This window comes from Pseudoalteromonas sp. APC 3694 (assembly GCF_030407565.1).
GTDB lineage: Bacteria > Pseudomonadota > Gammaproteobacteria > Enterobacterales > Alteromonadaceae > Pseudoalteromonas > Pseudoalteromonas tetraodonis.
The window spans coordinates 1-24,979 of sequence record NZ_JASDDE010000021.1; the positions used below are offsets into that span (position 1 = coordinate 1).

The window sequence follows — 24,979 nt, forward strand, 5'->3', positions numbered from 1 at the left end:
TACAGTGGTTTAAATTAATGCATATATTATTTAATAGTTACCAGTATTTGCTTTCATATTATGCATCTACTGACGTTTTATCTACCTTACCTATAGGTAAACTTTGTTTGGCCACCTAAGCAAAAACAGTGACTGCTATGAACAAAGTCATTAAATATAAAGCACTTTAAAATCAACATACTAAAAGTTGACATCTTACTCGACTGCGTAAAAATAGCTCACTTTTGAGTAAGCTAGCACTGTTTACGAGTGAATTATTTTTAATTTTATCAACTATGGCCTGCGCATATGGCTTACTTTGAATAAGTATTAACGCCAAGGAACGGTGATGAAAAAAGATGCCTGTGCACAAAATAATTAAGTTAATAAGCAAAAACGATAAGAAAAGCTTAATACTGTTCATTACTTTTACAGCTTTTAATGGCAGCAAATTGTTTGAGGTGGGTATTATATCGACAGGTTATTGGATCGGCTGAGAATTAAATCCCCATCATAGGAAAATCAGCCTATACCATTGTGAAATCGGCAGGTTCAGTGCTATTTAAGCTTACGCTAGACATAAAAAAAGCTGCAAATTGCAGCTTTTTTTACCTAAACGCTTATTCAGCGTCTGCAGGTTTATGCTTTGCAGCTGTTTCAGTGATCAGTGGTTGTAATTCACCACGTTGAAACATTTCAATGATAATGTCACAGCCACCAATTAACTCGCCTTCAACCCAAAGTTGCGGGAAGGTAGGCCAGTTAGCGTAAGCAGGAAGCTCTGCACGAATGTCTGGATTAAGTAAAATATCCACATATGCAAACGGTTCACCGCACGACATTAATGCTTGTGATGCTTGTGAAGAAAAACCACAATTAGGCAGTTTTGGTGATCCTTTCATGTATAAGATGATTGGGTTTTCAGCAATTTGCTGTTTAATTTTATCGATGGTTTCCATTTACAACCTCAAAATGACGATAGCGAACACATTAGGCCTTGAAAAAGTTTCACTGTGGCCTCAGATATATAGATTAACATAGGCAATTAAAGCCTCAATCTTAAATAGCTTTAGCAAGAGCATTGCTGTTTGCTAAAACTTGAGTAAAATACTCAACAATTATAGTAACACTATATTCCTGTTTGGTATAGATAAGTGCCCTGTTTGCGCAGGCATTACGTATTACTAAATAGACTATCAACCAAAAGAAGATGGAGATAAAAAATGGCATTTGAACTACCGTCACTACCGTATGCAATTGATGCACTTGAGCCACATATTTCACAAGAAACGCTAGAGTTTCACCATGGTAAACACCACAACACTTATGTGACTAAACTTAACGGTTTAATCCCAGGCACTGAGTTTGAAGGTAAATCACTAGAAGAGATCGTATGTTCTTCAGAAGGCGGTGTATTTAACAACGCTGCTCAAATCTGGAACCACACTTTCTACTGGAACAGCCTATCTCCAAATGGCGGTGGCGCTCCAACAGGTGCAATTGCTGATGCAATTAACGCTAAATGGGGCTCATTTGACGCATTTAAAGACGCGTTAAACGACAAAGCAGTAAATAACTTTGGTTCAAGCTGGACGTGGTTAGTTAAACTGGCTGATGGTTCACTAGACATCGTTAATACATCTAACGCTGCTACACCACTAACAGATGCAGGTGTTACTCCAATACTAACAGTGGATTTATGGGAACACGCATACTACATTGATTACCGTAACGTGCGTCCAGATTACCTTAAAGGTTTCTGGTCACTCGTTAACTGGGAATTCGCGAACGCTAACTTCGCATAATTAGTTTAATACTAGTTTTAAAAAGACGCTTAGGCGTCTTTTTTTATGCCTACAATTTGCATTAATTGCGTTTATACGAAGGTTGTTTTATAAAAGCGCATCTTGATCATTTTTCATATAAATTTTTAATTTTATTGCACAAAAAATGAAATTCGTGACTAGACTTTAGATAGTGAATACATCTTTAAAGTAGGTTTCGGAGGTCATTATGACTATTTTTGATCACTACCAAGCACGTTATGAATCAACACAAGAAGAAGAGTACAGTGTTGCTGAATTCCTCGAAATTTGTAAAACCGATAAGTCTGCTTATGCCAGTGCACCTGAAAGGTTACTGATGGCCATTGGCGAGCCTAAAATGTTAGATACCGCTACCGATACTCGTTTAAGTCGCTTATTTTCGAACCGTGTTGTTGCACGTTACCCAGCATTTGCTGACTTTTATGGTATGGAAGACGCCATTGAGCAAATTGTGTCTTATCTAAAACATGCAGCACAAGGCTTAGAGGAGTGTAAACAAGTACTTTATTTACTCGGCCCTGTGGGTGGTGGTAAGTCATCAATTGCCGAAAAATTAAAGTATTTAATGCAACAAGTACCTATCTACTCCATTAAAGGCTCACCAGTTAATGACCATCCGCTGTCATTATTTGATCCCGTTGAAGATGCAAACCTACTCGAAAAAGAATATGGAATTAAGTCTCGTTACCTCAAAACGGTAATGTCGCCATGGGCCGCAAAACGTTTACAAGAATTTAATGGTGATATTAGTCAATTTAGAGTGGTTAAACGCTTCCCATCAATTTTAAATCAAGTTGCGATTGCTAAAACAGAGCCCTGAGATGAAAACAATCAAGATATTTCTGCTCTTGTCGGTAAGGTCGATATTCGCCAACTTGAACACTTTGCACAAAATGATCCTGATGCTTATGCCTATTCAGGCGCATTATGTTTAGCCAACCAAGGCTTAATGGAATTTGTGGAAATGTTTAAAGCCCCCATAAAAGTGTTACATCCGCTTTTAACAGCTACCCAAGAAGGTAACTATAACGGCACAGAAGGTATAAGCGCCCTGCCATTTAACGGCATGATACTCGCCCACTCTAATGAATCAGAATGGCAAACCTTTAAAAACAATAAAAACAACGAAGCCTTTTTAGACCGTGTTTATATTGTTAAGGTCCCTTATTGCTTACGAGTGACCGAAGAAATTAAAATTTACGATAAGCTTATTGAACACAGTGAGCTTTACAACGCCCCTTGTGCGCCAGGTACACTAAAAATTTTAGCCCAATTTACCACTCTTTCGCGCTTAAAAGAACCGGAAAACTCAAGCATTTACTCTAAGATGCGAGTTTACGATGGTGAAACCCTTAAAGACACCGATCCAAAAGCGAAGTCGTATCAAGAGTATCGTGATTACGCTGGTGTTGATGAGGGCATGACCGGTCTTTCAACCCGTTTTGCGTTTAAGATTTTATCGCGAGTATTCAACTTTGACACCACCGAAGTGGCCGCCAACCCTGTGCATTTGTTTTATGTGCTTGAGCAACAAATTGAGCGAGAACAATTCAGCGCTGAAGTTGAAGAACGTTATTTAAGCTTTTTAAAAGGCTATTTAATTCCACAATATGTTGAGTTTATAGGTAAAGAGTTACAAACCGCGTACTTAGAGTCATATTCAGAATATGGCCAAAATATTTTTGACCGCTACGTTATTTATGCTGATTTTTGGATTCAAGACCAAGAGTACCGAGATCCTGATACAGGGCAATTATTTGACCGTGATGCACTCAACGCTGAGCTTGAAAAAATAGAAAAACCTGCAGGTATTTCAAACCCTAAAGATTTTAGGAATGAAATTGTTAACTTTGTACTGCGTGCTCGTGCTCATAACAATGGCAAAAATCCGCTGTGGACAAGTTATGAAAAACTACGCACGGTTATTGAGAAAAAAATGTTCTCAAACACGGAAGACTTACTCCCTGTCATTTCATTCAATGCTAAAACATCGGCTGAGGATCAGCAAAAGCATGAGGACTTTGTTAACCGTATGGTTGAAAAAGGCTACACGCAAAAACAAGTGCGCTTGCTATCTGAGTGGTATTTACGGGTTAGAAAATCGCAATAACCTTCATAATTGCAGTTGTTAGGAGGTCATTATGGCGCATTTTATCGACAGGCGTTTAAATGGCAAAAACAAAAGCACAGTTAACCGCCAGCGTTTTATTAGGCGTTATAAAAAGCAGATCAAAGAAGCGGTGTCTGATGCGATCAATAAACGCAGTGTCACCGACTCTAGCTCTGGAGAGAGTATTTCTATTCCGCAGCGTGATATTAGCGAACCTACTTTTCATCAAGGTAGAGGCGGTAATAGAGAGCAAATACACCCTGGGAACGATCAGTTCTCTACTGGCGACAAAATAGAACGCCCTAAAGGAGGCAAAGGCGGTGGCGCAGGCGAAGGTGAAGCAAGTGACTCTGGCGAAGGCCAAGATGAATTTGTTTTTTCTATCTCTAAAGATGAATACCTTGATTTGTTATTTGAGGATTTAGAACTCCCTAATTTGCAAGAAAACCAGCTTGATAAGCTCGTACAAATGAAAACCCATCGCGCTGGGTTTTGCATCGATGGTATGCCCAGTAATATTGATGTAGTGCGCTCATTACAAGGTTCTCTAGCTCGTCGTATTGCGATGGCCGCAGGTAAAAAACGCCGCCTTAGCGAGCTTGAGGGGCAACTAGCACTGCTGCTTGAACAACCACACTGTGATAAAGCCGCTGTGGCCTTATTACAAAAAGAAATCGACACACTCAAACAGCAAATAAAAACCGTGCCCTTTATCGATAATTACGACTTACGTTTTCGTAACTACGACAAACAACCACACCCAACCAGTAAAGCGGTGATGTTTTGTATTATGGATGTGTCAGGTTCAATGGATCAAGCAACAAAAGACATGGCAAAACGCTTTTACATTTTGCTTTATCAGTTTTTAACTCGCAGCTACAAAGACATCGACGTTGTATATATTCGCCATCATACCCAGGCCAAAGAAGTTGATGAGCAAGAATTTTTTTATTCACAAGAAACAGGCGGTACCGTTGTTTCAAGTGCACTAAAACTGATGAATGAAATAATAGCTGAGCGCTATAACGCTGATGAGTGGAATATATACGCGGCACAAGCTTCTGATGGCGATAATTGGGCCGATGATACGCCCCAATGTGGGCACATTTTACGTAATAAAATACTTAAAGCTGTTCGCTATTTTGCCTATATAGAAATTACCACACGTGCTCATCAAAGTTTATGGCGCGAGTATCAAAGCATTAGCCAAACGAACAGTAATTTTGCCATCCAACATATTCAAGGTGTTGAAGATATTTACCCTATATTTAGGGAGCTATTTAAAAAAGGTCGTCAACAGCAAGGGGCTGCATAGCCAAAGCGAGGTAGCATTATGAAAGATAATCGAATAAGTGATGGGCCCGATTGGACCTTTGAACTATTGCAACAATACCAAGACGAAATAGCGCGTGTGGCTGAGCACTATAAGCTAGACACCTACCCTAACCAAATTGAAGTGATCACCGCAGAACAAATGATGGATGCCTACTCAAGTGTAGGCATGCCCATTGGCTACACTCACTGGTCGTATGGTAAAAAATTTATTCAAACGGAGCAAAATTATAAACGCGGTCAAATGGGACTTGCGTATGAAATTGTGATTAATTCGAACCCCTGTATTGCTTACCTAATGGAAGAAAACACCCTTCCAATGCAGGCACTGGTTATAGCACATGCTTGCTATGGGCATAACTCATTTTTTAAAGGGAATTATTTATTTAAAACATGGACTGATGCAGGCTCAATTATTGATTATTTATTGTTTGCTAAAAACTATATTAGCCGCTGTGAAGAAAAGTACGGTATTTCCGAAGTAGAAAGCATACTCGACTCATGTCATGCATTAATGAGTTACGGTGTTGATAGGTACAAACGTCCACAACGAATTTCGTTATTTGAAGAGCAAAAGCGTCAGCAAGAACGGGCTGAGTATTTGCAATCACAAGTTAACGAATTATGGCGTACCATTCCTTCTCAACAGCAAGAGTCAAAAAAACACGAACGCCACTTCCCGCAAGAGCCACAAGAAAATATTCTGTACTTTATTGAAAAAAATGCTCCTTTACTCGAGTCATGGCAACGAGAAATCGTCAGGATAGTGCGAAAAATATCACAATACTTTTACCCGCAAAAACAAACCCAAGTAATGAATGAAGGTTGGGCCACTTTTTGGCACTACACTATTTTGAACCATTTATATGATGAGGGAAAACTAACCGACTCATTTATGTTGGAGTTTTTACAAAGCCATACTAATGTTGTGTACCAACCTCCATACAATAGCGATTATTACTCAGGTATCAACCCCTATGCACTGGGCTTTAATATGATGGTTGATATACGTCGTATTTGTGAAAACCCAACAGAAGAAGATAAACGCTGGTTTCCTGAGCATGCGGGCAGTGACTGGCTCGAGACACTGCACTTTGCAATGCAAAATTTCAAAGATGAGAGTTTTATTAGCCAATTTTTATCCCCTAAGCTGATTCGGGATTTTAAATTATTCACCATAGTCGACCATGCTAGTAACCCACATTTAGAAATAGGCGCTATTCACGACGATAATGGCTACAAAGCGGTTAGAGAAGCACTTTCTGCACAATATAACCTTAGTAATCATGAGCCTAACATACAAGTTTACGATGTTGACTTACGCGGCGACCGCTCTTTAATCCTACGATATGTACCCCATAATGCCGTTCCACTGGCTAACTCCCATGGGGAGGTATTAAAACACCTTTACAGACTATGGGGCTTTAAGGTAAAACTGGAACAGGAGTCAAATTCTGGTGAGATTTCAACCATTGGTCAATGTCCAATTGATGATTCACGCCATACAACAGAGTAAAAATAATGGACAAAAAAAAGCTTCTTGTACTGATTGATTCGGTTGAATTTGCAAAAACGTCATTGCAGCATGCTAAACAAAAAGCGCTGCAAGGGAATAAACATATTGATATTGTTGCATTTAGCTTTGAAGAAACCGGCAATATTTTATTTTCTCTGTCGCCAGAACAACTACTTGCGCTGCAAGATAAATGCCTTGCATCATTAAGGGCACAGTTGGAGCCACTGATTAGCGCTGAACTGGAGGGTTGCAGTTATACCTTTCAAACCGCATGGCATGAAGCCCCCGAGCAGTGGCTTAACGAAGATATTAATACTGATGACTACGAAATGGTGATAAAAACACGCCATATCGACAGCGACAGCCAATTTAGTGAACTTGATTGGCAACTTATCCGCTTTACACCCATCGCTTTGTATTTAGCGGCAGATAACAAGTGGCGCAAGCATACCAACATACTCGCCGCACTTGATTTAGCCAGCGAAAAAACCGCAAAACATAAGCTTAATCAGTCAATTATTAAATATGGCCTAGCATACGCACAGCGAACAGACTGTGAATTTTATGCCGGCTACACAGTGTATATTTCTCCAATATTAAGAGATTTAGGCTTAGTATTTTCAGAAGAGCAACTAGTCAAAGCCTTTGAGAAATTACCTCAATCACAGCAACAACTCATTATTGATAATAACTTACGCGACAAACTTTATATTAAAGCGGGTTTACCTGAGCAGGTGATCCCAAGCTTAGCGGCCAAGCTTAATGCTGATTTAGTGATTATAGGATCTGTTGGGAATGTAGGAATTAAAGCAAAACTCATTGGTAATACTGCAGAAAAAATAATGCGCTTACTTAAAACTGACTTGCTTATTTTACCCCCCAATTAAAAAATGATGTCTAAGCATCATTTTTTATATCAGCGTATACCGACACTTTATTTCGACCTGTTTCTTTTGAATGATAAAGCGCTTTATCGGCAGCTTCAATCCAGCGTTCGTGATCTTTAAATTGATCATCAAAACACGCAATACCCACACTAATGGCCATATGCACCGTGTGCTCATTGTATTTCGCCGGAGAGGTTTCAATTAGCTGGCGTAAGCGTTCAGCAAATACAATAGCTCCTTGTTTATCGGTATCTAATAAAGTAACAACAAACTCTTCACCGCCGTATCGCCCAGCAATGTCTGTTTCACGCAATGCAGTTTTCAGTAAACTCGCTATATGACGAAGTGCTTCATCTCCAGCACTGTGTCCAAAATTATCATTTATCTTTTTAAAGTGGTCAATATCAAAAATTAATAACGAGCAACAACCTTCGTTTCGCTTCGTTCGTAAAAATTCTTGGTGCAATAAATGCTCCCAGTGCCCTCTATTGGCAAGCTGGGTTAAACTATCTGTTTGGCTTACTTGTTCTAGTTTTTTATTTAACTCTTCTAGTTCTTTTTTGTTAACCGCAATATCTGTCACATCGTAAATAATAATACAAATATGCTCGACTTCGCCTCGCACATTGGTAAGTGGGATAAACGTGGCATTTTGATACATATAGTCCGCTTTACCGGTAATTGGTCGGTAGTTTTTAAAACGAAAAATATAAGGCTGTTGCTCCCAAATAGTAAATGAACGATTCTTTAATACAAACACTGACTCAGATTTACTTCTAAACCATTTTTCATCAATGGCCGGAAATAAATCAAATAAGTCTTTGTCTTTCACAGCGCTCGGTAACAAACCAGAATGATTTTCCATAAAACCATTCCATACATGCACTTTGTATTCTCGATCGAGTATAACAAGACCGACATCAACCGTATTAAACATATCCATTAACCAATGGATTTCATTCAAATCTAAATCAGCTGGCATAAATATTTAATCTTCTAGTAGATGAGCAACTTTGTATTTCAAAGTTTTCAGTGAATCTTCAGTAAAGAGCAACATTAAATCACAACTAATATCATGATTTTCAATACCGTAACTTATTTCTATGGCTAGAGTCCGTTGCCAGCGCGACTTATTCGACTGAACAAGTTCAGAAACGTCCCGATGCTGCCCCAAAACTATTGGATGCCCTTGGCTAAAGGTCATGTCGAGCTGTTTTGACAAGCCGGTTAAAATAGCGCCAATTAAAATGTTACTTACATCCATTAGCAACTCTAACTCAACCTTGTCGTTTAGTTCACCTTCGTAATTCATCAATGAGGCTATTTCTTTAAAACTAGAGTCATTTAAAAGTAATAATGCCTCGCCAGATACCCCGCCGCCTATAAAGCCTTGGCAAATACCCGATGTAGTGTCATTGGTATCAACATAGCTTAACGCCATGTTGAGCTCACTGACTTCTAAAACATTAACATTAGGAATGGGTAACTTAACAAATACATTAAGCAGTCTTGCCAGTAAATCTCCCGCCTGACCCATGGCAACATTAGTCAGCTCTTGATATATATCACGAACATCAGGGTCAACTTGTTCACCTAACGAGTGAAACATACGTTCACGCAGTGCTCTATCTCTAATACCATGATGTTCAATAATGGCAGCAAGCTTTTCGGGGGAACACGGTTTTTGAATAAAATCTATGGCGCCAAGCTCAAGCACACGTTGATGCGCACTCGGTTGAATATCGCCTGATACCACAACAGTGAGAACGTCGAGTCCTTGCTCTTTCATTGCAGCAAGCACGCCATAACCATCCATTTCTGGCATATTTAAATCAAGGAAAAGAATTTCAGGCTGGGCTTTAGTTATTTGTTTTATGCAGTCTACACCGTCACATGCAAATTCAACTTTAATATCCCAATCATCGGGTAAAGAGCGAGCTAATTGACGTCTAGCTAATTTTGAATCATCACAAATTAAAACCGATGTTGACATATTATCTCTCTATTTTAAAACTTGTTGTACGCTGACACCGCAAAAAATAAAGGCACGGATATTATTAATCATTACCTATTTATTATATATACATATTAATCAAAGTATTGCTTATTTACAATTTTAGGGAAAAATAAACGCGTCAATTATTCTGCTTGGTAACTCCATCACTGTATAATACACTCACCACTATTACGTTAATTCTTAAAAGGAAAAAATCCATGCGTCGTTCATTAGCCTTTGCATTAAGCCTGTTTTGTTGCACTAGTTTTGCATCAGAGTTACCTGAAAACACCTTAGATGCAGGAAAAGTAACAGCGCAAGGTAAACCTGTTACGTTACTAGGCCAAGGCCTTAAAGTCGGTGCTGATGCGCCAAATTTTAAAGTGGTCGACGACAGCTTTACTGCCATTACATTAGAAAATTACCAAGGACAGGCTATATTGATCAGCGTAGTACCAAGCTTAGATACTGGTATTTGTAGCCTGCAAACAAAACATTTTAATGAAAAAGTAGCGCAACAGTTTCCTAGCGTAGCCATGTTGACGATTAGTGCCGACCTACCTTTTGCACAAAAACGTTTTTGCAAAGCAGAAAATATCGATAAAGTTACGACACTTTCTGATTCTGTATGGCGTGATTTTGGCCAAAAGTATGGGTTAATAATTAAAGATATGGGGTTACTTACTCGCGCTGTTTTTATTCTCGATAAAAGCCATAAAGTTATATATAAACAATTAGTTAGTAGCTTATCAACCGAGCCTGAATACGATAGCGTTATTGAAAAGCTTAAAACGCTTTAAAGGTCAAATTTCAGATAATAAAAAACCGCTATAAAGCGGTTTTTTTAATTATGCTTTTAATTTTAGATAAAAATTAACCTAAAAGCTCAGCTAGTTGCTTGCTTACAGCTTCAACCGCTTGAGTACCGTCTAATTTATGGTACTGCGTATTACCTGCTTGCGCTTCTGCTTGATAGTAGTCAACCAGTGGCATTGTTTGCTCATGGTAAATGCCTAAGCGTTTACGAACTGTCTCTTCTGTGTCATCCTCACGGATAATAAGCTCTTCGCCTGTTTCGTTGTCTTTACCTTCCTCTTTTGGTGGATTGTAAACAACATGATAAACACGACCAGAACCAGGATGAACACGACGGCCACCCATACGCTCAACAATTACTTCATCAGCAACATCAAACTCAATAACATGATCAACGACAACGCCATTGTCTTTCATTGCATCAGCTTGTGGAATGGTACGTGGGAAGCCATCAAGTAAAAAGCCTTTCTCACAATCAGGTTTTGCAATGCGCTCTTTAACAAGGCCAATGATGATGTCATCAGAAATTAACTGACCTGCGTCCATTACTTTTTTTGCTTCAAGGCCAAGTGGTGTGCCCTCTTTAATTGCAGCTCGTAGCATATCACCGGTAGAAATTTGTGGAATACCGTATCTATCCATTAAAAACTGAGCTTGAGTACCTTTACCTGCACCCGGCGCGCCCAAAAGAATAATGCGCATATCATTGTCCCCTAATATGAGAGTTTATTTTAAAGTCTGAATTCTTCCACAAGCGCCGCAGATACTCAAGTAACTTATACTAATTGTCTAGAGTCTGTTGGCCTTTGCGGATTAATATTTGTGCAAACCAGGGGCACTTTAATAGCGGCACAAGGTTTGCCACCTAGTAGACTGTGTAAAAATCGAGCAAAGCTTCTGCGTCCTGCTCACGCCATTTGCCACCCCCCATGTAGGCAGATAGACCCTTTCGGGCAGCGCCTATGCAGAAAATTTAACCTTTACAAATCAATAAACTCTATGCTCCAGCGCATAAAAAAGGGAACAAACGTTCCCTTTTTACTCAATCATTGATTTTTAATACTTATTTGCTCAAATCAAGCATAAGTTTATTTAAGCGAGTGACAAATCCAGTTGGATCTTTAAGCGTACCGCGCTCAGCTAGTAATGCTTGATCTAGCAATACATGTGACCACTGCGCAAATTTATCTTCGTCTTGCTCATCATTTAAATGCTTAACAATCTGGTGTTCAGGGTTTAGCTCAAACACAGGTTTAGCTTCTGGCACTGCTTGACCTACTGACTCCATCAGCTTTTGCATTTGCGAGCTCATGTCGTTGTCGTCGCTCACCACACAGGCTGGCGAATCGGTTAAACGATGTGTAAAGCGTACTTCTTTAACATCATCACCTAATGCGGTTTTAATACGCTCAATAAGGCCTGCAACTTCTTTTTCAGACTCTTCTTGTGCTTTTTTCGTTTCTTCGTCGTCTAAGTCACCTAAATCTAAATCGCCGCGAGTAATTGATTGAAATTGCTTGTCTGCAAATTCAGTTAAGTGGCTCATCATCCACTCATCAACACGGTCACTTAGTAGTAAAACTTCAATGCCTTTTTTGCGGAAAATTTCTAAATGCGGTGAGTTTTTAGCTGCAATAAATGAGTCAGCAACAACATAGTAAATTTTATCTTGGCTGTCTTTCATACGCTCAATGTATTGTTCAAGCGATACATCTTGAGTGTCTGAATCGGTATGCGTTGAAGCAAAACGTAACAGCTTAGCAATGCTCTCTTTGTTAGCCGCATCTTCTGCTGGGCCTTCTTTCATTACTTGACCAAATTCATTCCAAAACGTTTGGTAATCATCGGCTTTGTTTTTCGCCATACGCTCAAGCATTTTAATAATACGCGACGTACACCCCTTACGGATAGCTTGGGTCACTTTGTTATCTTGAAGTATTTCACGCGATACGTTCAGTGGTAAATCATTTGAATCTAATAAACCTTTAACGAAACGCAGGTAGCTTGGCATAAACTGCTCAGCATCATCCATAATAAATACACGTTGCACGTATAATTTTAAGCCACTTTGGCGCTCACGGTTCCATAAATCAAACGGCGCTTTTTTCGGAATGTATAACAAACTGGTGTATTCAGTTTTACCTTCAACTTTGTTATGCCCCCAACTAAGTGGATCTTCCCAGTCATGGCTTACATGTTTGTAAAATTCTTTGTATTCATCTTCAGAGATTTCAGACTTATCACGCGTCCACAATGCCGTAGCACGGTTAATGCTTTCCCACTCACCAGGAACTGCTGGAATTTTCTCACCGTTTTCGCCTTCAGACTCTGGTACTTCTGCTTTGTACATTTGTACTGGTGTAGAAATATGATCAGAGTATTTAGTCACGATACTACGAAGGCGCCATTCGTCTGCGTACTCTTTTTCTTCTTCACGTAGGTGTAGAATAATGTCTGTACCACGGCCTTGTTTTTCAATTTCTTGCAGCGTGTATTCACCTTCACCTTTTGATTGCCACTCTACAGCTGTTGTCTCCCCTGCTTTACGGGTACGCACTGTCACTTCATCAGCCACAATAAACGCTGAGTAAAAGCCCACACCAAATTGACCAATAAGTTGTGAATCTTTGCTTTGGTCGCCCGTTAAGTTTTTGAAAAATTCTGCGGTACCCGACTTTGCAATTGTACCTAAAGAGCTGATCACTTCATCACGTGTCATACCAATACCATTATCAGAAATGGTTACCGTATTAGCTTCTTTATCAGCACTAATACGTACACGTAAATCAGCATCACCTTGATATAAGTCGCCGTTTGATAACGCTAAAAAGCGTAATTTATCGGCTGCATCAGATGCATTTGATACAAGCTCACGTAAAAATATTTCTTTATTAGAATAAAGCGAATGAATCATTAAGTTTAATAATTGTTTTACTTCTGTTTGAAAGCCTAATGTTTCTTTTTGTGCTGCAGTCATTTATGTATCTCCAATTTGCAAAGTGTCTGCGTTATGCACTTAATATGGGGGGAGGTGTGAGAACTTCAAGTAAAAAAATATAAAAAAACCCCATTAAAAGACACTTTAAAAGGCTTAATCAACTAAAAAGGCGTTGCGGCATGCCCGTGCATTAGCTTATCAGTGCGTGGATGCACAAAAAATAAGTCGCTGGCATGTAATAATAACCGTTGAGTTCTCTGCTCACTGCAATCATTTGTATATAAATCACACCCTAGTATAGGGTGGCCAAACGTTAGGCTATGTATTCTAAGTTGATGAGTGCGTCCAGTTATAGGAGTAAATTCGACTAAGGTTTTTTACTCTTTGTGAAAACGTTTAACCACTTTAAATTCAGTTTGCGCGGGTTTGCCGCTGTGGTGGCAAATTTTCACTTTCGGAAATAGCATTTTATCTTTTACTATAGGCGCAGTAATCACTCCTTGAGACACAGCAACCAACCCTGAGAGCATTGCGCGGTATTGTTTTTTAACACTTCGGTATTGAAATTGCAGATTCAGTGCTTTAGCTGCTTGCGCGTTAAGTGCTACCACCATCACTCCGGAGGTACCCAAATCTAAACGGTGGGGTAATATGGCTTTAGGAAACGCTGCGGTAACGCCTTGTTGACCATTAACAAGCCTATAGTGAACCGAATCCCAGTTAAGAGGGTTTTTACCCTATAAACTTAACAAACCGCTAGGTTTATTGATCAACAAAATATCATCATCTTAATAAATGATTTCTGTGTGTTCATGGCAAACAGGTGCGATAAAGTCATCAACAATCACATTAGCACTTTGGGTTATTGCAGCCATACCATCCTTAAACTTTTGTTTATATTGCAATTAAAGCCAACAAAAAAGCCTACAGCATGTATGTAGGCTTTTAAAGTAAGTTCAAATAGTTAAGCTTAAAATAAACTATTCATGGCTGACTAAGCGCCTACCGCTAAATGCATGCATAAGCGTCATTCCATCGACTAAATCAAGCTCACCACCAACAGGAATACCATGAGCAATACGCGATGCACCCACATTGTTTTTGTGGCAAAGCTGAGCAATATAATGCGCCGTTGTTTCGCCTTCAACCGAAGGATTTGTGGCTAAAATGACTTCATTAATACCGCCTTGCGCAAGCTTTTGCTCGAGTACATCAAGGCCAATTTCTTTAGGCCCTATGCCATCAATCGGTGATAAATGCCCCATTAATACAAAGTAAAGCCCTTTGTATTGACCTGTTTGCTCAATGGCGAGTACATCCGTTGGCGATTCAACAACACATAAAATACCACTGTCTTGGCGCTTAGTGCTTAAGCAAATATCACATTGTGCTTGCTCGGTAAACGTGCGGCACGACTGACAATGCCCTACAGCCGTCATCGCTTTTGTTAGCGCATTGCCAAGCTGAGTGCCGCCTTTACGGTCGCGCTCTAATAAATGAAATGCAATACGCTGGGCAGACTTCGGACCGATTCCGGGCTGACAACGAAGTGCTTCAATAAGCGATGTTAAACTATCAGAAAGTTGCATAGTTGCTTAGAACGGCATTTTCATACCAGGTGGTAATTGCATACCGCCTGTCACTTTACCCATGCGTTCTTGCGTTTCATCGGCAACACGGCGAACCGCATCGTTACATGCTGCAGCTAATAAATCTTCAATCATGTCTTTGTCGTCTTCCATTAAGCTTTCATCAAGCTCAACACGGCGCACGTTGTGGTTACCAAGCATGGTTACTTTAACTAAACCGGCACCAGCTTCACCAACGACTTCCATTGTTGCGATTTCTTCTTGGGCTTTTTGCATGCGCTCTTGCATTTGCTGCGCTTGCTTCATCATGTTACCCATTCCACCTTTAAACATAATCGTCTCTCTTTCTTTTAATACATTAACTGAAGTATAAATAAGGGCACTGATAGTTAATTACAATGCCTGAATACTGTTTTCGTCAATTTCAGCGCTAAATAGCTGTTGAAATTGTACTATATTTTCATCGCTTGTGATCACATCAATCGCTTGCTGGTGACGACCTGCATCAATTTTTTGTTGAATCAGATAAGGCGAGTCAATCACCCCACTGGCAAAGTCGATATTTAGCTCAACGTTATGCCCATAAATAGTCGATAACGCCACATTTAACTTTTGGCGCAGCATAGGCGTATCTAAATGCTTTTGCGATTCATCGACTTCAATATGAAAATGATTGTCTTGCTTGGTAAAAATTGAATGCAAGGCAAACTGGCGCATGCGCCCGCCAAGCCCCATTCGCTTAATTAAATAAGCCCATTCATCTTGTTGATGGGCAAATCTAATTTCACTGATGGGGCTTTGAAAATCATCCGGCACCGGAATACTTGGTGCTTGTTCAACAACAGGAGCCGGTTTTTGCGGATTAATTTGCTCTAATAGCTCAGGTGCAAGATTTTCGGTAATTGTTTGATGCTTTGCTTTAAAGTCAACTTTATTTGCAGGTTTAGTGCTTACCTGTGGCTTGCTCCCTGACATGGGGAGCGCTGGCTTTTTTGGTAACTCATCACCCGTCTCACTATCCCATGGAGGCGGCTCCTGCGCTACAGCTTGAGGTGTATTGCTAATAGGTTTATCGACAGGCCTAACAGGGGTCGATTTTGGCACAACAGGTTTTTCGGTTGCTGCGCTTGACAGTTTACCCGCACCGGAAATATTTCTGTCACGTAAAATACGCGCTATTGCAGACTGTGCACGTGCTTCTTGCTCGCCCATTGTTGGCGCTGAATGCTCAGTGCTACTAGGTACGTTTGATAGCTCAGGATTAAATCCTTGGTCAACCGCGCTACTCATTACATCATCGTATTGCGCTGCAATGGTTTGTTCTACATCGCTGTGCTGCATGTAGGCATCATCTTCGCTTTGACGCTGCGCTTGTTCATCGCTCATTGGCGTTGTATCAGACACGTTTGGCTGACTTTGCGTTGACTCTTGCTCAATGTGAGTCCGGCTATTATCAGAGCGCGAAACCTCAGGCCCAGCAACCTCTATTGGCTGTGGATTATGTATTGATGGCTGACTTTCAGTGCTATTGCTCTGCGCTGGTTTATTTTTATTTAAAATATCACGCAATGCATTGGTACGCCCTGTGGCATTTTGCTCTGGCGCGGGTTGCGAGCTAGGTGCTGAATGCGTCGTTTGTGAGTGCTCAGGTTGAAATGCTAACAATCGTAGCATAATCATCTCAAACCCTAAGCGTGGTTCAGGCGCCCACTGTAAATCTTTTTTGCCATTCAGTAATAACTGATAATACACTTGAATTTGCTGAGCATGAGTGTGCGCTGCAACATGCTTAATGTAGTCAGCATTATTGCTATCAAGTGCTGCCGCTTCAGGCACTAATTGGCTTAATTGAATAATATGAGTAAGTGCAATTAAGTCATCAAGTAGTGCAATGTAATTAGGATTTCTGCTCGCGACTTGGGCAACTTCAGCCATTAAGGCTGCGCCATCCTGCGCGAGTAATGCAGCGAGTAAACTCTGACTATAATGGGTATCCATTAAACCAAGCATGGCTTGAACAGCTTGATTATTAATATCGCCATTTGTTTGGGCAATAGCCTGATCGGTCAGGCTCAGCGCATCTCGCATACTGCCATCGGCTGCTTTAGCAATAATACTTAGGGCATCATTATCAAAATTGAGCTGCTCTTGCGTAAGAACATGCTCAAGCTGTTGCTTAATTTCAGCTTGCGACAAGGCATTTAAATTAAACTGTAAGCAGCGAGATAATATAGTGACTGGTAATTTTTGAGGATCGGTGGTCGCCAATAAAAATTTCACATGCTCTGGTGGCTCTTCAAGCGTTTTTAAAAGCGCGTTAAAGCTGTGCTTAGAAAGCATGTGAACTTCATCGATTAGGTACACTTTATAGCGTCCGCGGGTTGGCGCATATTGAACGTTATCGAGTATTTCGCGAGTATCTTCTACTTTTGTACGAGAAGCCGCATCTATTTCGAGTAGGTCAATGTAGCGCCCTGCTTCTATATCCAAACAGCTGCTACATTGTCCACACGGATTTGCAGATATACCTTCATCGCAATTTAAGCTTTTAGCAAAAATACGTGCAATGGTGGTTTTACCTACACCGCGGGTTCCAGTGAATAAATAAGCGTGATGCAGTCTATTTTGACTCAGCGCATTTACAAGCGCTTGCTTAACATGAGACTGCCCAACCAATTCATGAAAGGTTTGAGGACGCCATTTTCTCGCTAGAACCTGATAACTCATCGATTATTCGCCTTCGAATTCAACCAATTTTAGGATTTTAATACCCATTTTTTCAACACGCTGCTCCCCACCTAGTTCAGGTAACGATACGAGGAATGCTGCATCTGTGGCGTTGCCGCCTAATTTTGCAACCAACTTGGCTGTTGCTTCAATTGTACCACCGGTCGCCAACAAGTCGTCAACTAGCAATACTTTGTCACCGGCTACAATCGCATCAGTATGAAGCTCTAATGTATCTTCACCATATTCGAGTTGGTAATCTTGGCGAATAACTTCGCGCGGTAATTTACCAGGTTTGCGAACAGGGATAAAAGGAATTCCCAAGGCATAAGATAGCGGTGCACCAAAAATAAAGCCACGCGATTCTGTGCCAATAATTTTAGTAAAACCTTGATCTTTATAGGCGTTAATAAATGCATCTATAGTTGCTTTAAACGCTTCAGGGTTTGCCATTAGGGTTGTTACATCGCGAAACATAATGCCCGCTTTAGGGTAATCAGCAATTGTAGTAATGCTGTTTTTGATAATTGCTGGTGTTACTTGAGTCATAATTTTAACTGCTCAATGGTTCATATTACAAAGCAGGTGATTATAACCTTAAGTGAGCGTAAATTGCGAGTTTGCGGTAGTTATAAAAATTCAGGAAGGGTAAACAAGATAAAAAAATATAAGGCTGATGAAAACAACAGCCTTATGAAATAAAGCAAAAATTACGTCAAGCTGGTGATCCAACCTAAAATAGCATTTAAACACCCTATTCCAGCAAACACGGCTAAAAATGCAAAAAAGTAAGCCGCATTAAACGGGTCTTTAAACTCTTTATCATCTGACATCGGTACAACCTTTTATTAAGCACAACAAATAAAGGCGTTATAATAGACGATGTGAAATAATCTATAAAGAGCTTAATCTTGATTTTTTGTCACTATAATTTGACGCTGTGCCATAGCTGTTAAGGTACTCAGTGCCCCTTGAGTTATTTGCTCAAGGCTAAATTGAGGTGCATTTTCACTGACTTGCTGGCAAACATGCGCAAATGTGCTTCCTGCGTTATTGTCAATGATAGACAAAAGCATGGCGGTCATCGCATTAGTTGCTAAAAATTGTACTTCATCGTCTTTATCTCTGTACACCACAAAATAATGTGGCTGCTCAGAGGGCTGTTGCGGTTGAAACGCTTCGCTAATATGTTGTACGGGGAATTCATAGCTTAAGTTACGTGCCGTTTTAGATAAATATAAAGGGCTTTGGGTTAATTGATTCGTTACCAGTTCGCTCTCATCCAAGTCAGCCTGAGTTACCGATACATCAAGCTCAATCCATTCATAATGCGCCAGCGCTAGCATAAACACAGGGTCGCACTCTTTGGGCACATAACTTGTCATTAAATACGTTATAAACTCTTCAGCAATATCTAAAAAGTAAGGAGACTGGCAATCATGTTCACTAAAAAATTGACGAACTAGTAATAGCCACTGTTGCTCACTATAGAGTGTTTTTAAAACTGGAAATGCTGATGAAACAAACCCATTAATATTATTAAAAAAAAGCTCCCGATAAATAGCCATACGTCTGTCTTCAACATCTGCTGGGCAAGGGTCTGTGTTGGGCTGGCGAATATGAGCCATAAACTCATTTTGAATATCGATAAAACTCATAGTTAATACTCTTTTAAAACCATGCTGTTGTTATTACTAGCTGCATAGGACTGTTTAAGCACTTTGCTCAGTGGATAACAGCTGCAGGTGCTTTGCTTGTAATTGATGAATTATATCCAGCTCTTTGGTTAACACGTTAATAGGTGGAATATTAAAGTCACGCTCTAACAGCGTCGGAAATACACCATGTGTTTCATAAGCGCTATCAAGCAACTGCCATACGGGATCAATAACATCTGCGCCATGAGTATCTATAATAAGGTCATCAGCCTCATTGTAGTGGCCTGCAACATGACAATAGGCAATTTTATTAGTTGGTAGCCCACTTAAAAACGCTTGTGCATCATAACCATGATTAATCGAGTTCACATAAATATTATTAACGTCTAATAGCAACTGGCAGTCTGCGTCTTCTAAAATAGCATTGGTAAATTCAAGCTCTGATAGCTGCTGACCAGGGGCACCATAATAAGACACATTTTCCAGCGCTAGCGGGCGTTCTAAAATATCTTGTACCTGTTTAACCCGAGAAACAACATGGTTAACCGCCTCCTCAGTGAAAGGGATCGGCATTAAGTCATACATGTGTCCTTTTCCTGAACAATAACTTAAATGCTCGCTGTATACTTTAATATTATGAGTATCAAAAAACGGTTTTAACGACTTTACAAATTCAAGGTCTAGTGGCTCAGGCGAGCCAATGGAAAGTGACAAACCATGGCAAACAAAATAATTAGTATTGGTTAACTGTTTGAACTGCTTTTCAAAGCGTCCACCTAACTTTAACCAGTTTTCTGGGGCCACTTCCATAAACTCAATTTGTTTTGGTACAGCACCGTCTAGCTCATCTAGCATTTCTCTTCGCAAGCCTAAACCGACCATGCCAAAGTTAGGCGTTTGATTTTGAGCCATAATAAAACCTCATATTAAATAAAAAGGGCCTAATGGCCCTCTCACTTATCTGAAAAAGAAAAGTTTAGTGGCTACCACCACATTTACCTTCGCCGCACTTGCCTTCTTTTTTGGCCTTAGCATCGCCACCACATTTACCCTCACCGCACTTACCTTCTTTTTGAGCTTTGCCTTGTGCACCGCATTTACCTTCGCCAGCTTTACTTTCTTTCTTAGCATCGCCGCCACATTTGCCTTCGCCGCATTTGCCTTCTTTTTTAGCCTTTGCGTCGCCGCCACATTTGCCTTCGCCGCACTTACCTTCTTTTTTAGCCTTAGCGTCGCCGCCACATTTGCCTTCGCCGCACTTGCCTTCTTTTTTAGCTTTAGCGTCACCGCCACATTTGCCTTCGCCGCATTTGCCTTCACCAGCGTCTAACTGATAACCAGCTACCATTTGTTGAAACTCAAATGGGTTAGCTTGTACATCAGTACTCGCCATACTTGCACTGCCAACAACCACTGCGCCTAATGTTAATGCAATTGAGTTTTTCTTTATTGTATTCATTTTTAATTACCTTTTAAACTTGTTGAACATCATTATACAAGTAGACCTGCATAAAACTAAAAACTTTCAAATTATCTGTTTTTTTTGCAAATAAGTTATTTAACTAACTATGAACCCTAATAAGCGTTTTATCAATTTATCATTTACAGGTAAACTGACGCTCTTTTTCAGTAATAAATTAATCACACTATGAAACTTATTTTAGCACCCATGGAAGGTGTTGTTGACTTTAAAATGCGCCAACTACTCACCGACATAGGCGGCTTCGATCTCTGTGTGACAGAATTTATCCGTGTTGTAGATACTTGTTTACCAGATAAAGTATTCCATCGTTATTGCCCTGAACTCAAAAATGCGGGGCTCACTCGTAGTGGTACTCCAGTACGTATTCAGTTATTAGGCCAAGTAGCCGACGTTTTAGCTGAAAATGCGGTCAAAGCAATTGGCTTAGGCTCTCATGGCGTTGATTTAAACTTTGGTTGCCCAGCAAAAACCGTCAATAAAAATAAAGGCGGTGCTGTATTACTCAAAGATCCAGAACATATGTACTCGATTATAAAAACCGTAAGGGATGCTGTTGATAGTAAACATGACGTCAGTGCTAAAATACGTTTAGGTTTTGATGATGATAGTAATAGCCAAGAAATCGTCGATGCCGTTGTTAGCGCCGGCGCTAGCAGTATTGCCATACATGCACGAACTAAACGCGATGGTTACAATCCACCCGCCTATTGGGAAAAAATCCCTCCTTTAGTCAAAGATAAACAAATTGCTGTGGTTGCCAATGGAGAAATTTGGCAGGTAGAAGATGCCCTTTTATGCCAAAAGCGCAGCGGTTGCACTGACTTAATGATTGGCCGTGGCGCCCTTTCACATCCTGATTTAGCTCGTAAAATTAAAGCTCATATTAATAATGAAGATTATAGTGAGTTAACATGGGAAAATATTTTACACCATATTATTTACTCATCCATGCACCAAACCGCCAGTAAAGATACCAAGTACTTTGCCTCACGCACAAAACAATGGCTTGGTTATTTAAAACGTCAGTACCCACAAGCAGGACTATTATTTGACGAAATACGTCGTTTAAAAGCCAAAGATGAAGTGGCAGAGGTATTAAAAAAATATGCGAAAGCGCCACAATTTGATACAAATCATAACATCTAAGATAATCTAACTAGATAATAGCAGTATCACTGAGGACTAATTTAAGGGTTATACTGCTAATGCATCATCAGCAACGACTAAACGATGAAATTGAAAGTGTTAAAGCGACTATATTAGGCTTGCTGTCACAATCGACTCACCCTACACATCAAAATTTGCTTTGTATACTAACTCGTACCTCAAATGAAGAGTGGCTTGATATGGCAGCTCAGCAATTAGGCACCGAGTACAACCCCTTGATTGAGCGTATGAATAAGCTTGAAGCGGCAATAAGCCAAATTGACATTGGCCAGTATGGTTACTGTTGTGACTGTGAGGAAAAAATATCAGCGCAGCGCTTAGAGCAAGACCCTGCAGCGCAGCGATGTGATCAGTGCGCTAGTTAACCTGAACTCTGGTTAAGAGATTTACTAACGTATTGAATCAAAAAATGATATTTATGTTTATTTTTCTCTAGCCAGAGATTTCCAGTGAAAACAAGGCGAAATTACGCGTCAATAGCTAGCCTATTGCAAGTAAATTCAACGCAGTTAGCGCTGAAAATAGCTGCTTGAGATAGATTTATTATACAGAGTTCAGGTTAGTTAATAGCGCACTAAAGTTTAATTAAGTAGTTGTGGAGCAAAACTAAACGCTTGTCCTGGATAAAAAAGAATATCTTCAACTAATAAAGTCGCTTCCTCTTCACTTATGTTTAATCGTTTAAGTAAATTTAAGCGTGCTTGTGACAATGTCCAAGCGTGATAATGCACCCCTAGATCAGTCTCCATCATAGCCATATAGAGCAGTTCATCGGCTGGTTCTAATTGTAAAGCGTTAGCCCTCAGAGGTAATAGCGTATAACCCGTTAACCAGTCTAAACCCGCTATTTTCGAATCAGTTAAAAGTAATGTGGTAAGCTGTGAGGCATTTGAGGCTTCTACCGTTGTTTGCTGTTTTTGACTCTGCATTGATTTGAATTTGCTATCAATACGACTTAGCCACTCAAGCGGTGAGAGCACAGCATTTGCAAAATAATTTAATTTACTTTGATACCACTGACTGCCATTAGCAAGGCCTGATAAACCAATGCTGCCTCTTGGCTTATAGTGCGCCAAATAATTGTTTAACTCACTCAACGCTGCATTAAGTTCAACCGGTGTGTTAGTGCGATTTATGGCTTGTTGCACGTACTTTCTTAAATAACTATGTTCAACTTTATTTAGCTTTAAATTACTTTGCTCGGCAGCTTCTAGCTGAGATTTTACAAACCTTAACCATTGCTCAATATTTTTATATTGGGCATCATTTTTCGCCATAGTGAGCATAATAGCCAAAACATTTGTTTGTGCAGGCCATGCAAAATAGCGCTCTGGGAATCGCTCAGCAATAACTAAATAATTAACCTGATTGGTTTGCTCTGCTGATAACTGCATTTGCATTAGCTGCTGATAAATAGCGTGGCGACGCTCTAAATAAGCATCTGTAAAAGGGAGCTGCTCATTACTGAGCTGTGTAACCTGTGAATTAGGCTGCGCACTTAAAGCCGTATTAAGTGATATTAACGCGCTTTGCGCTTCTTCATAAGATGAAAATAAGTCAGCTGGCTTTGAGCATGATGCTAAAAGCAAACAAAATAGCAGTGAAATAATAGGCGTTTTTTTCATGTCAATTCCAATAAAAAAAGCCCCATTGGGGCTTTTTAAAAATACTAGAGTACATTAAATACTAAATTTTAACACCGTTGCGAGCGGCTTTATCTTTAATATATGTAGCCCAACCTTTAGCAAACCTACGTGTGCTTGGGTCGTCCATGGCTTTAGTAATAGCAGCATAAGCTTGCTTATACTTACCTTGGTAGTAAAACGCTTCAGCTAAATCTGAATAAATAGTGCCTTTTTTATCAGAGCCAAGCTCTAATGCTTTGTTCAAACGAACAACAGCAGCGCTGAATTTTTCAGATTGTAAAAGTAATGAACCTGCTTTGCGGTAGAGCTCAGCGTCGTCATCAAATTTAGCAGCTTCTTCGTAATACTTAGCAGCTTTCTCTATATCTTTCGAACGATGGTAGTTACTAGCAATCGCGCTAATATTTTGCTTAGTGCGTTTTACTTTCTCTTCTTTAACAGCCTTTTCAAGCGTTACTGCTGCTTTGTAAGGAATTTCGTTTAAAGAATAAAAGTTAGCTAGTACTTTGTATTCAACTTCGTTTTCGAAGTAACCATTCTTGTATGCAACTTCCATAGTTGCTAGACCTTTTTGGTAGTCTTCGGTTTGTAAATAATACTTACCTAAGCCTACCCAAGATTTTTTGTCTTCAGGCCATACACGAACAATTTCTTCTGCAACTTTAACCATATCTTGATATTGCTTTTTCTCAAAATAGGCAGCTAATTTAAGTTGATAAGGAGCTTTATTTGGCTCTTCAGCTAACTCAATTGCTTTGTTTGCCGGTTCAAGGACCTGATCAAATTGTTTAAGCTCATAGCTTGCTTGCGCAATACGAGTGTAAACTTTCGGGTCCTCTTCACCTGTGAAGTCCATCCAATCAGAATATGCTTGCTTGGCAGCACTGTATTGTTCAGTACCCGCATACATATCGCCCAAGGTTTTTAAACCTTGAGCCTGATCAGCAAAGTTCAATACATCCGGTGCAATCGCTGCTTTCATATACTTAATTGCAACTTTGTATTGCTCTTTTTGAGCGTACATGCTGCCTAAGTAACGATTAACAGTTGCTTTATCAAAGTCATTAGACGGATCTAACTCTTTCAATAACGCTATTGCACCATCAACATCATCTTCGTTATACAAATCGAACGCTTTAATTACTTTTTTACCAGTACGTTCGCCCATGATTTTAGTTTTTGCTTTCTTACGCTCTTCAATCTTTGCGTAATCTGGCGCCGCTAAAACAGGTGCAGTTAATGATGCACCTGACACAGACATAAGAATTGCAAGTGCAGTTACTTTAGAAAAATTTCTCATTACTCGCCT

At 39.9% G+C, this 24,979-nt stretch carries 22 protein-coding genes and 2 pseudogenes; 8 read left to right on the forward strand and 16 right to left on the reverse strand.

Annotated features, from left to right (window positions below; genetic code table 11):
• Positions 1-599 precede the first annotated feature (599 nt).
• A complete protein-coding gene (locus QMA00_RS09125; RefSeq protein ID WP_008113155.1) occupies positions 600-938 on the reverse strand; it encodes a Grx4 family monothiol glutaredoxin in 339 nt (112 codons plus the stop codon).
• 264 nt (positions 939-1,202) lie between these two features.
• On the opposite strand from QMA00_RS09125, the gene QMA00_RS09130 reads away from it, so the two are divergent.
• The 5 genes and pseudogenes from QMA00_RS09130 to QMA00_RS09150 all read left to right on the forward strand — a co-directional run bounded on the left by QMA00_RS09130 (position 1,203) and on the right by QMA00_RS09150 (position 7,650).
• Complete coding sequence (locus QMA00_RS09130) at positions 1,203-1,784, forward strand: Fe-Mn family superoxide dismutase (RefSeq protein ID WP_010388603.1); 582 nt, start codon at positions 1,203-1,205, stop codon at positions 1,782-1,784.
• Between the two features lie 208 nt (positions 1,785-1,992).
• Positions 1,993-3,915, forward strand: a pseudogene (locus QMA00_RS09135) (PrkA family serine protein kinase).
• Between the two features lie 31 nt (positions 3,916-3,946).
• Entirely contained in the window at positions 3,947-5,230 is a 1,284-nt protein-coding gene (locus tag QMA00_RS09140; RefSeq protein ID WP_033103618.1) for a YeaH/YhbH family protein, read from the forward strand.
• Positions 5,231-5,248: 18 nt separating this feature from the next.
• A complete protein-coding gene (locus tag QMA00_RS09145; protein ID WP_290156891.1) occupies positions 5,249-6,763 on the forward strand; it encodes a SpoVR family protein in 1,515 nt (504 codons plus the stop codon).
• 5 nt (positions 6,764-6,768) lie between these two features.
• On the forward strand, positions 6,769-7,650 hold the full coding sequence (locus QMA00_RS09150) for a universal stress protein (protein ID WP_290156893.1): 882 nt from the start codon (positions 6,769-6,771) through the stop codon (positions 7,648-7,650).
• A gap of 10 nt (positions 7,651-7,660) precedes the next feature.
• On the opposite strand, the gene QMA00_RS09155 is transcribed toward QMA00_RS09150, so the two are convergent.
• Entirely contained in the window at positions 7,661-8,632 is a 972-nt protein-coding gene (locus QMA00_RS09155; RefSeq protein ID WP_290156895.1) for a diguanylate cyclase, read from the reverse strand.
• Positions 8,633-8,638: 6 nt separating this feature from the next.
• Positions 8,639-9,643 (reverse strand): response regulator, encoded by a 1,005-nt coding sequence (locus tag QMA00_RS09160; RefSeq protein ID WP_290156897.1) that lies wholly within the window; start codon positions 9,641-9,643, stop codon positions 8,639-8,641.
• Positions 9,644-9,864: 221 nt separating this feature from the next.
• Between QMA00_RS09160 and tpx the strand changes: the two genes are divergently transcribed.
• Entirely contained in the window at positions 9,865-10,446 is a 582-nt protein-coding gene (gene tpx, locus QMA00_RS09165) for a thiol peroxidase (protein WP_036982343.1), read from the forward strand.
• A gap of 73 nt (positions 10,447-10,519) precedes the next feature.
• Here tpx and adk read toward each other — a convergent pair whose 3' ends face one another.
• The 11 genes and pseudogenes from adk to QMA00_RS09220 all read right to left on the reverse strand — a co-directional run bounded on the left by adk (position 10,520) and on the right by QMA00_RS09220 (position 20,833).
• Complete coding sequence (gene adk, locus QMA00_RS09170; protein WP_036982340.1) at positions 10,520-11,164, reverse strand: adenylate kinase; 645 nt, start codon at positions 11,162-11,164, stop codon at positions 10,520-10,522.
• Between the two features lie 361 nt (positions 11,165-11,525).
• The gene (htpG, locus tag QMA00_RS09175) at positions 11,526-13,439 is read right to left on the reverse strand and encodes a molecular chaperone HtpG (protein ID WP_036982337.1); all 1,914 of its coding nucleotides are present in this window, start codon (positions 13,437-13,439) and stop codon (positions 11,526-11,528) included.
• A 122-nt stretch (positions 13,440-13,561) separates the two neighbouring features.
• Positions 13,562-14,179, reverse strand: a pseudogene (locus QMA00_RS09180) (RluA family pseudouridine synthase).
• 201 nt (positions 14,180-14,380) lie between these two features.
• Positions 14,381-14,989 (reverse strand): recombination mediator RecR, encoded by a 609-nt coding sequence (recR, locus tag QMA00_RS09185; protein ID WP_013465190.1) that lies wholly within the window; start codon positions 14,987-14,989, stop codon positions 14,381-14,383.
• 6 nt (positions 14,990-14,995) lie between these two features.
• Positions 14,996-15,322: a YbaB/EbfC family nucleoid-associated protein gene (locus tag QMA00_RS09190; protein WP_013465191.1), complete on the reverse strand. Its 327-nt coding sequence runs from the start codon at positions 15,320-15,322 to the stop codon at positions 14,996-14,998.
• A 60-nt stretch (positions 15,323-15,382) separates the two neighbouring features.
• Positions 15,383-17,716, reverse strand: coding sequence for a DNA polymerase III subunit gamma/tau (gene dnaX, locus QMA00_RS09195; RefSeq protein WP_076922461.1), 2,334 nt, complete (start codon positions 17,714-17,716; stop codon positions 15,383-15,385).
• 3 nt (positions 17,717-17,719) lie between these two features.
• On the reverse strand, positions 17,720-18,265 hold the full coding sequence (gene apt / locus QMA00_RS09200) for an adenine phosphoribosyltransferase (protein WP_076922460.1): 546 nt from the start codon (positions 18,263-18,265) through the stop codon (positions 17,720-17,722).
• Between the two features lie 161 nt (positions 18,266-18,426).
• Entirely contained in the window at positions 18,427-18,549 is a 123-nt protein-coding gene (locus QMA00_RS09205) for a hypothetical protein (RefSeq protein WP_255314607.1), read from the reverse strand.
• Positions 18,550-18,621: 72 nt separating this feature from the next.
• Positions 18,622-19,374, reverse strand: coding sequence for a putative DNA-binding domain-containing protein (locus QMA00_RS09210; RefSeq protein WP_290156903.1), 753 nt, complete (start codon positions 19,372-19,374; stop codon positions 18,622-18,624).
• A 54-nt stretch (positions 19,375-19,428) separates the two neighbouring features.
• On the reverse strand, positions 19,429-20,286 hold the full coding sequence (locus tag QMA00_RS09215) for a DUF692 domain-containing protein (RefSeq protein WP_290156906.1): 858 nt from the start codon (positions 20,284-20,286) through the stop codon (positions 19,429-19,431).
• A gap of 64 nt (positions 20,287-20,350) precedes the next feature.
• On the reverse strand, positions 20,351-20,833 hold the full coding sequence (locus QMA00_RS09220; protein ID WP_290156908.1) for a hypothetical protein: 483 nt from the start codon (positions 20,831-20,833) through the stop codon (positions 20,351-20,353).
• Positions 20,834-21,022: 189 nt separating this feature from the next.
• On the opposite strand from QMA00_RS09220, the gene QMA00_RS09225 reads away from it, so the two are divergent.
• On the forward strand, positions 21,023-22,003 hold the full coding sequence (locus QMA00_RS09225; RefSeq protein WP_290156909.1) for a tRNA-dihydrouridine synthase: 981 nt from the start codon (positions 21,023-21,025) through the stop codon (positions 22,001-22,003).
• A 59-nt stretch (positions 22,004-22,062) separates the two neighbouring features.
• On the forward strand, positions 22,063-22,389 hold the full coding sequence (locus QMA00_RS09230) for a TraR/DksA C4-type zinc finger protein (RefSeq protein ID WP_036982316.1): 327 nt from the start codon (positions 22,063-22,065) through the stop codon (positions 22,387-22,389).
• Positions 22,390-22,605: 216 nt separating this feature from the next.
• On the opposite strand, the gene QMA00_RS09235 is transcribed toward QMA00_RS09230, so the two are convergent.
• On the reverse strand, positions 22,606-23,649 hold the full coding sequence (locus tag QMA00_RS09235; protein WP_076922531.1) for a hypothetical protein: 1,044 nt from the start codon (positions 23,647-23,649) through the stop codon (positions 22,606-22,608).
• A 61-nt stretch (positions 23,650-23,710) separates the two neighbouring features.
• Complete coding sequence (locus tag QMA00_RS09240; RefSeq protein WP_069439632.1) at positions 23,711-24,970, reverse strand: tetratricopeptide repeat protein; 1,260 nt, start codon at positions 24,968-24,970, stop codon at positions 23,711-23,713.
• Between the last annotated feature and the right edge of the window lie 9 nt (positions 24,971-24,979).

Coding starts and splice junctions, on each gene's coding strand:
- QMA00_RS09125 (WP_008113155.1), bottom strand. CDS start 938: ATGGAAACCATCGATAAAATTAAACAGCAAATTGCTGAAAACCCAATC.
- QMA00_RS09130 (WP_010388603.1), top strand. CDS start 1,203: ATGGCATTTGAACTACCGTCACTACCGTATGCAATTGATGCACTTGAG.
- QMA00_RS09140 (WP_033103618.1), top strand. CDS start 3,947: ATGGCGCATTTTATCGACAGGCGTTTAAATGGCAAAAACAAAAGCACA.
- QMA00_RS09145 (WP_290156891.1), top strand. CDS start 5,249: ATGAAAGATAATCGAATAAGTGATGGGCCCGATTGGACCTTTGAACTA.
- QMA00_RS09150 (WP_290156893.1), top strand. CDS start 6,769: ATGGACAAAAAAAAGCTTCTTGTACTGATTGATTCGGTTGAATTTGCA.
- QMA00_RS09155 (WP_290156895.1), bottom strand. CDS start 8,632: ATGCCAGCTGATTTAGATTTGAATGAAATCCATTGGTTAATGGATATG.
- QMA00_RS09160 (WP_290156897.1), bottom strand. CDS start 9,643: ATGTCAACATCGGTTTTAATTTGTGATGATTCAAAATTAGCTAGACGT.
- tpx (WP_036982343.1), top strand. CDS start 9,865: ATGCGTCGTTCATTAGCCTTTGCATTAAGCCTGTTTTGTTGCACTAGT.
- adk (WP_036982340.1), bottom strand. CDS start 11,164: ATGCGCATTATTCTTTTGGGCGCGCCGGGTGCAGGTAAAGGTACTCAA.
- htpG (WP_036982337.1), bottom strand. CDS start 13,439: ATGACTGCAGCACAAAAAGAAACATTAGGCTTTCAAACAGAAGTAAAA.
- recR (WP_013465190.1), bottom strand. CDS start 14,989: ATGCAACTTTCTGATAGTTTAACATCGCTTATTGAAGCACTTCGTTGT.
- QMA00_RS09190 (WP_013465191.1), bottom strand. CDS start 15,322: ATGTTTAAAGGTGGAATGGGTAACATGATGAAGCAAGCGCAGCAAATG.
- dnaX (WP_076922461.1), bottom strand. CDS start 17,716: ATGAGTTATCAGGTTCTAGCGAGAAAATGGCGTCCTCAAACCTTTCAT.
- apt (WP_076922460.1), bottom strand. CDS start 18,265: ATGACTCAAGTAACACCAGCAATTATCAAAAACAGCATTACTACAATT.
- QMA00_RS09205 (WP_255314607.1), bottom strand. CDS start 18,549: ATGTCAGATGATAAAGAGTTTAAAGACCCGTTTAATGCGGCTTACTTT.
- QMA00_RS09210 (WP_290156903.1), bottom strand. CDS start 19,374: ATGAGTTTTATCGATATTCAAAATGAGTTTATGGCTCATATTCGCCAG.
- QMA00_RS09215 (WP_290156906.1), bottom strand. CDS start 20,286: ATGGCTCAAAATCAAACGCCTAACTTTGGCATGGTCGGTTTAGGCTTG.
- QMA00_RS09220 (WP_290156908.1), bottom strand. CDS start 20,833: ATGAATACAATAAAGAAAAACTCAATTGCATTAACATTAGGCGCAGTG.
- QMA00_RS09225 (WP_290156909.1), top strand. CDS start 21,023: ATGAAACTTATTTTAGCACCCATGGAAGGTGTTGTTGACTTTAAAATG.
- QMA00_RS09230 (WP_036982316.1), top strand. CDS start 22,063: ATGCATCATCAGCAACGACTAAACGATGAAATTGAAAGTGTTAAAGCG.
- QMA00_RS09235 (WP_076922531.1), bottom strand. CDS start 23,649: ATGAAAAAAACGCCTATTATTTCACTGCTATTTTGTTTGCTTTTAGCA.
- QMA00_RS09240 (WP_069439632.1), bottom strand. CDS start 24,970: ATGAGAAATTTTTCTAAAGTAACTGCACTTGCAATTCTTATGTCTGTG.